This window comes from Streptococcus mitis (genome assembly GCF_001579035.1).
Lineage (GTDB): Bacteria > Bacillota > Bacilli > Lactobacillales > Streptococcaceae > Streptococcus > Streptococcus mitis_J.
On sequence record NZ_KQ970286.1, the window covers coordinates 125,687 to 132,859 of the forward strand.

Sequence of the window (7,173 nt, forward strand, 5' to 3'; positions counted from 1 at the left end):
TTTACTTTGATAATTCGGCGACGACCAAGCCCTATCCTGAAGCCCTTGAAACCTATATGCAGGTGGCTTCAAAAATTTTAGGAAATCCATCTAGTCTCCATCGTTTGGGAGACCAGGCAACACGAATCTTAGACGCTTCTCGGCAACAGATTGCAGATTTAATTGGTAAGAAAAGTGATGAAATCTTCTTTACATCTGGTGGGACAGAAGGAGATAACTGGGTCATCAAGGGTGTGGCCTTTGAAAAAGCCCAGTTTGGCAAGCACATCATTGTTTCAGCCATTGAACATCCAGCAGTTAAGGAATCAGCCCTCTGGTTGAAAGCTCAAGGTTTTGAAGTGGATTTTGCTCCAGTAGATGAGCAAGGATTTGTGGATGTTGAGGCGCTAGCAGATTTGATACGACCAGATACGACCCTCGTTTCCATCATGGCAGTTAACAATGAAATCGGCTCTATCCAACCTATTGAGGCTATTTCAGAATTCTTGGCAGACAAGCCAACTATTTCCTTCCATGTTGATGCGGTTCAGGCGCTTGCTAAGATTCCAACTGAAAAATACCTGACAGAACGAGTGGATTTTGCGACCTTTTCGAGTCATAAATTTCATGGTGTCCGAGGTGTTGGTTTTGTCTATATCAAGTCTGGCAAGAAGATTACGCCTCTTTTAACAGGTGGTGGTCAGGAACGTGATTACCGTTCGACAACTGAAAATGTGGCAGGAATTGCAGCGACAGCTAAGGCCCTCCGTTTATCTATGGAAAAGCTAGATATCTTTAGGAGCAAGACTGGGCAGATGAAGGCAGTGATTCGCCAAGCACTTCTGGACTATCCAGATATTTTTGTCTTTTCAGATGAGGAAGACTTTGCCCCTCATATCCTGACTTTTGGAATCAAGGGTGTTCGTGGTGAAGTCATCGTTCACGCTTTTGAAGACTATGATATTTTCATCTCAACGACCTCTGCTTGTTCGTCCAAGGCTGGGAAACCTGCAGGAACTCTGATTGCCATGGGAGTGGATAAAGATAAGGCCCAGTCAGCTGTGCGTTTAAGCCTAGACCTTGAAAATGATATGAGTCAGGTCGAGCAGTTTTTGACCAAGTTAAAATTGATTTACAATCAAACTAGAAAAGTAAGATAGGAGCATTCATGCAGTATTCAGAAATTATGATTCGCTACGGTGAGCTGTCAACCAAGGGCAAAAACCGTATGCGTTTCATCAATAAACTTCGCAATAATATTTCAGACGTTTTGTCTATCTATCCCCAAGTTAAGGTAACGGCAGATCGTGACCGTGCCCACGCTTACCTCAATGGAGCAGATTACACAGTAGTAGCAGAATCGCTCAAACAAGTTTTTGGAATTCAAAACTTTTCCCCTGTTTATAAGGTTGAAAAATCTGTAGAAGTTCTGAAGTCTTCTGTCCAAGAGATTATGCAGGACATCTACAAGGAAGGCATGACCTTTAAAATTTCTAGCAAGCGTAGCGACCACAACTTTGAACTTGACAGTCGTGAACTCAACCAAACCCTTGGAGGGGCTGTATTCGAAGCCATTCCAAACGTACAAGCTCAAATGAAAAGTCCTGACATCAATCTCCAAGTGGAGATTCGAGAAGAGGCAGCCTACCTTTCTTATGAAACCATTCGAGGGGCAGGTGGTTTACCAGTGGGAACTTCTGGTAAGGGCATGCTCATGTTGTCAGGAGGGATTGACTCACCTGTAGCAGGTTATCTAGCTCTTAAGCGTGGGGTAGATATTGAGGCAGTTCACTTTGCTAGCCCACCTTACACCAGTCCTGGTGCTCTTAAAAAAGCCCAAGATTTGACCCGTAAATTAACCAAGTTTGGTGGAAATATCCAGTTTATCGAAGTGCCTTTTACAGAGATTCAAGAGGAAATCAAAGCCAAAGCGCCAGAAGCCTATCTCATGACCTTGACGCGTCGTTTTATGATGCGGATTACTGACCGTATTCGTGCGGTACGAAATGGTTTAGTTATCATCAATGGGGAAAGTCTAGGTCAAGTAGCCAGCCAAACCCTTGAAAGTATGCAGGCTATCAATGCTGTTACAAACACTCCCATCATCCGTCCAGTTGTGACAATGGATAAGTTGGAAATCATTGACATTGCTCAGGAAATTGACACCTTTGAAATTTCTATCCAGCCTTTTGAAGACTGCTGTACTATTTTTGCGCCAGATCGTCCGAAAACAAATCCTAAGATTAAGAATGCGGAGCAGTACGAAGCGCGTATGGATGTTGAAGGCTTGGTTGAGCGAGCAGTGGCAGGGATTATGATTACTGAGATTACACCGCAGGTTGAAAAAGATGAAGTTGATGACTTGATTGATAATCTGCTCTAATTTAGAAAATCCAAAAGAATTTAGAAAATTAAATGAAAAAGTTAGTTTTTAATTCCAAAAATGGAAGCAAAACTAACTTTTTTTCTATAATTGTGATATAATAAAATAAAATTTTGAATATAGAGAGTTTTCTGACAATGAATCATTCCTACTTTTATTTAAAAATGAAAGAACACAAACTCAAGGTTCCTTATACAGGCAAGGAGCGCCGTGTGCGTGTTCTTCTACCTAAAGATTATGAGAAAGACACAGATCGTTCCTATCCTGTTGTTTACTTTCATGACGGGCAAAATGTTTTTTATAGCAAGGAGTCTTTCATTGGCCATTCATGGAAGATTATCCCAGCTATTAAGCGTAATCCTGATATCAGTCGCATGATTGTCGTTGCCATTGACAATGATGGTATGGGGCGGATGAATGAGTATGCGGCTTGGAAGTTCCAAGAATCTCCTATTCCGGGGCAGCAGTTTGGTGGTAAGGGTGTGGAGTATGCCGAGTTTGTCATGGAGGTGGTCAAGCCTTTTATCGATGAAACTTATCGTACAAAAGCAGACCGCCAGCATACAGCCATGATTGGTTCCTCATTAGGAGGGAATATTACCCAGTTTATCGGTTTGGAATACCAAGACCAAATTGGTTGCTTGGGCGTCTTTTCATCTGCCAACTGGCTCCACCAAGAAGCCTTTAACCGCTATATCGAGCGTCAGCAACTATCGCCTGACCAGCGTATCTTTATCTATGTTGGAACAGAAGAAGCGGATGATACGGACAAGACTTTGATGGCTGGTAATATCAAACAAGCCTATATCGACTCTTCGCTTCGCTATTACCATGATTTGATAGCAGGTGGAGTACACTTGGATAATCTCGTATTGAAAGTTCAGTCTGGTGCCATCCATAGTGAAATACCTTGGTCGGAGAATTTACCGGACTGTCTGAGATTTTTTGCAGAGAAATGGTAAGTTAGAAAAGGAGAAAGCAAATGCATATTGAACATCTTAGCCACTGGAGTGGTCACCTCAACCGTGAAATGTATCTCAACCGTTATGGACATGCTGGGATTCCAGTTGTGGTCTTTGCTTCATCAGGTGGTAGTCACAACGAATACTATGATTTTGGCATGATTGATGCCTGTGCTTCCTTTATAGAGGAAGGCCGTGTTCAGTTCTTTACCCTATCCAGTGTAGACAGTGAGAGCTGGTTGGCCACTTGGAAAAACGGTCACGACCAAGCGGAGATGCATCGTGCCTATGAGCGCTATGTGATTGAGGAGGCCATTCCTTTTATCAAGCACAAGACAGGTTGGTTTGATGGCATGATGACGACGGGTTGCTCGATGGGCGCCTACCATGCTGTCAACTTTTTCCTCCAACATCCAGATGTCTTTACCAAAGTAATTGCTCTTAGCGGTGTTTACGACGCACGTTTCTTTGTCGGCGATTACTACAATGATGATGCTATTTATCAAAACTCGCCAGTAGATTATATCTGGAACCAGAACGACGGCTGGTTTATTGATCGTTACCGTCAGGCAGAGATTGTGCTTTGTACGGGGCTTGGTGCCTGGGAACAAGATGGCTTGCCATCTTTCTACAAGCTCAAAGAAGCCTTTGACCAGAAACAAATTCCAGCCTGGTTTGCTGAATGGGGACACGATGTCGCCCACGACTGGGAATGGTGGCGCAAACAAATGCCTTATTTCCTTGGAAATCTCTATTTATAAAAGGAGTTACCTATGAATTACCTTGTTATTTCTCCCTACTATCCGCAAAACTTTCAACAGTTTACCATTGAACTAGCTAATAAAGGCATCACAGTCTTGGGAATTGGTCAGGAACCATACGAGCAGTTGGATGAACCTTTACGCAATAGCCTAACCGAATATTTCCGTGTGGACAATCTTGAAAATATAGATGAAGTCAAGAGAGCAGTTGCTTTCCTTTTCTATAAACATGGTCCAATTGATCGCATCGAATCCCACAATGAATATTGGCTAGAGTTGGACGCAAGTCTTCGTGAGCAATTCAATGTTTTTGGTGCCAAACCAGAGGATCTCAAAAAGACGAAATTTAAGTCTGAAATGAAGAAGCTTTTCAAAAAAGCAGGTGTCCCTGTGGTCCCTGGAGCTGTTATCAAGACGGAAGCAGATGTTGATCAAGCAGTGAACGAAATCGGCCTTCCAATGATTGCCAAACCTGACAATGGAGTGGGAGCAGCGGCAACCTTTAAACTTGAGACAGAAGACGATATCAATCACTTCAAACAAGAATGGGATCATTCAACCGTTTATTTCTTTGAAAAATTTGTCACTTCCAGCGAAATTTGTACCTTTGATGGTCTTGTGGATAAGGACGGAAAGATTGTCTTTTCAACGACCTTCGACTACGCCTATACACCGCTGGATCTCATGATTTACAAGATGGACAATTCCTACTATGTTCTTAAGGACATGGATCCTAAACTTCGCAAGTATGGTGAAGCGATTGTCAAGGAATTTGGCATGAAAGAACGTTTTTTCCATATTGAGTTCTTCCGTGAAGGGGATGATTACATCGCCATTGAGTACAATAACCGCCCTGCAGGTGGTTTCACTATTGATGTTTATAACTTTGCTCATTCCTTGGACCTCTACCGAGGCTATGCGGCGATTGTCGCAGGAGAAGAGTTCCCAGTGTCAGAGTTTGAACCGCAGTATTGTTTAGCTACATCCCGTCGTGCAAATGCTCATTATGTCTATTCTGAGGAGGATTTGCTTGACAAATATAGCCAGCAGTTCAAGGTTAAAAAAATCATGCCAGCAGCCTTTGCGGAACTTCAAGGAGATTACCTTTACATGCTGACAACACCTAGTCGACAAGAAATGGAGCAGATGATTGTAGATTTCGGACAACGTCAGGCTTAAGAGACTATCGGATTAAGGAAATTCACTCCCTTAATCCTTTTGTTTTTTTATGAGAAATATAAGAAATAAAATCGCTTTCTTATATAATCTTTTGGGAAAGTAGTTGCTAAAAGATATAAAAATTGATAGAATAAGGATTGTCTAAAAAATTTTAAGGAGAATCTATCAAATGGATTTCACATGGGCAATTAAATATGCCACTGAATTTTTGGGAACTGCTATTTTGATCATTCTTGGAAATGGTGCAGTTGCTAACGTTGAACTTAAAGGTACGAAAGGTCACCAAAGTGGCTGGATCGTTATCGCTGTTGGTTATGGTATGGGGGTTATGATCCCAGCATTAATGTTTGGTAACGTATCTGGAAACCACATCAACCCAGCCTTCACTCTTGGACTTGCAATCAGCGGTCTCTTCCCTTGGGCACAAGTTGCGCCTTATATCATCGCACAAGTTTTGGGTGCTATCTTTGGTCAAGCCTTGGTTGTGGCAACACACCGCCCATACTACTTGAAAACTGAAAATCCAAACAACATTTTGGGTACTTTCTCAACAATTTCAAGTTTGGATAATGGTACAAAAGAATCACATTTTGCAGCAACTGTTAATGGTTTTGTAAATGAGTTTGTTGGTTCATTTGTTCTTTTCTTCGCAGCCCTTGGTATGACTAAAAACTTCTTTGGTTCTGAAGTGCTTCAATACATGAAACAAATGGCTAGTCAAGCAGGTCAAAATGTTGACTTTTCTGATTTAGCAATCAAAGCCCAAGTAGCACCACATACTGCTTCAGGACTTTCAGTAGCTCACTTGGCACTTGGTTTCCTTGTTATGGCTTTGGTAACATCACTTGGTGGACCTACAGGACCTGCCTTGAACCCAGCCCGTGACTTGGGACCACGTCTCCTTCATGCTTTCCTTCCAAAATCAGTTCTTGGTGAGCACAAAGGTGATTCAAAATGGTGGTATTCTTGGGTACCAGTAGTAGCACCTATCGCAGCAGCAATTGCGGCAGTAGCTATCTTCAAATTCCTTTACCTATAAGAAATTGAAACCGGGGAAATCCTCGGTTTTTTAGGTGAAATTTTTACGAAAAATTGGTAAATTTGAGCATAATATCTTGTAAAAAATTCTAAAATCCTTTAAAATAAAAAGTGATGGAGGAATTTATGAATGTGAATCAAATTGTACGGATTATTCCTACTTTAAAAGTTAATAATAGAAAATTAAATGAAACATTTTATATTGAAACCCTTGGAATGAAGGCCTTGTTAGAGGAGTCAGCCTTTCTATCACTAGGTGATCAAACAGGTCTTGAAAAGCTGGTTTTAGAAGAAGCTCCAAGTATGCGTACTCGTAAGGTGGAGGGAAGAAAAAAATTAGCTAGATTGCTTGTCAAGGTGGAAAATCCCTTGGAAATCGAAGCCTTATTAGCTAAAACAGATTCGATTCATCAATTATATAAAGGTCAAAATGGCTACGCTTTTGAGATTTTTTCACCCGAAGATGATTTGATTTTGATTCATGCAGAAAATGATAGAGCAAGTCTAGTAGAAGTAGGAGAAAAGCCTGAATTTCAAACAGATTTGGCATCAATTTCTTTAAGTAAATTTGAGATTTCCATGGAATTACACCTCCCAACGGATGTAGATAGTTTCTTGGAACTATCTGAAATTGGGGCGTCACTTGATTTTATCCCAGCTCAGGGGCAGGATTTGACTGTGGACAATACGGTTACTTGGGACTTGTCTATGCTCAAGTTCTTGGTCAATGAACTAGATATAGCAAGTCTGCGCCAAAAATTTGAGTCTACCGAATATTTTATTCCTAAGTCTGAAAAATTCTTCCTTGGAAAAGATAGAAATAATATTGAATTGTGGTTTGAAGAAGTATGAAGTGGACCAAGATTATTAA

The 7,173-nt window shown here is 41.3% G+C and carries 7 protein-coding genes; all 7 read left to right on the plus strand.

Annotated elements, in window-relative coordinates:
* A partial coding sequence (locus SMIDD26_RS02900) for a cysteine desulfurase family protein (protein WP_134990147.1) occupies positions 1-1,139 on the plus strand: 1,139 nt, incomplete at its 5' end.
* Between the two features lie 8 nt (positions 1,140-1,147).
* Positions 1,148-2,362: a tRNA uracil 4-sulfurtransferase ThiI gene (thiI, locus tag SMIDD26_RS02905; RefSeq protein ID WP_061438846.1), complete on the plus strand. Its 1,215-nt coding sequence runs from the start codon at positions 1,148-1,150 to the stop codon at positions 2,360-2,362.
* A 137-nt stretch (positions 2,363-2,499) separates the two neighbouring features.
* Positions 2,500-3,324 carry an alpha/beta hydrolase gene (locus tag SMIDD26_RS02910; protein ID WP_061438847.1) on the plus strand — a complete coding sequence of 275 codons (825 nt, stop codon included), beginning with the start codon at positions 2,500-2,502 and terminating at the stop codon, positions 3,322-3,324.
* 20 nt (positions 3,325-3,344) lie between these two features.
* Positions 3,345-4,085, plus strand: a complete 741-nt coding sequence (locus tag SMIDD26_RS02915; RefSeq protein WP_049522315.1) for an esterase family protein — start codon at positions 3,345-3,347, stop codon at positions 4,083-4,085.
* A 12-nt stretch (positions 4,086-4,097) separates the two neighbouring features.
* On the plus strand, positions 4,098-5,264 hold the full coding sequence (locus SMIDD26_RS02920) for an ATP-grasp domain-containing protein (protein ID WP_061438848.1): 1,167 nt from the start codon (positions 4,098-4,100) through the stop codon (positions 5,262-5,264).
* A 169-nt stretch (positions 5,265-5,433) separates the two neighbouring features.
* Positions 5,434-6,303 carry an aquaglyceroporin Gla gene (gla, locus tag SMIDD26_RS02925; protein ID WP_049491488.1) on the plus strand — a complete coding sequence of 290 codons (870 nt, stop codon included), beginning with the start codon at positions 5,434-5,436 and terminating at the stop codon, positions 6,301-6,303.
* Positions 6,304-6,428: 125 nt separating this feature from the next.
* Positions 6,429-7,154 carry a CppA family protein gene (locus SMIDD26_RS02930; protein WP_061438849.1) on the plus strand — a complete coding sequence of 242 codons (726 nt, stop codon included), beginning with the start codon at positions 6,429-6,431 and terminating at the stop codon, positions 7,152-7,154.
* Positions 7,155-7,173: the final 19 nt, after the last annotated feature.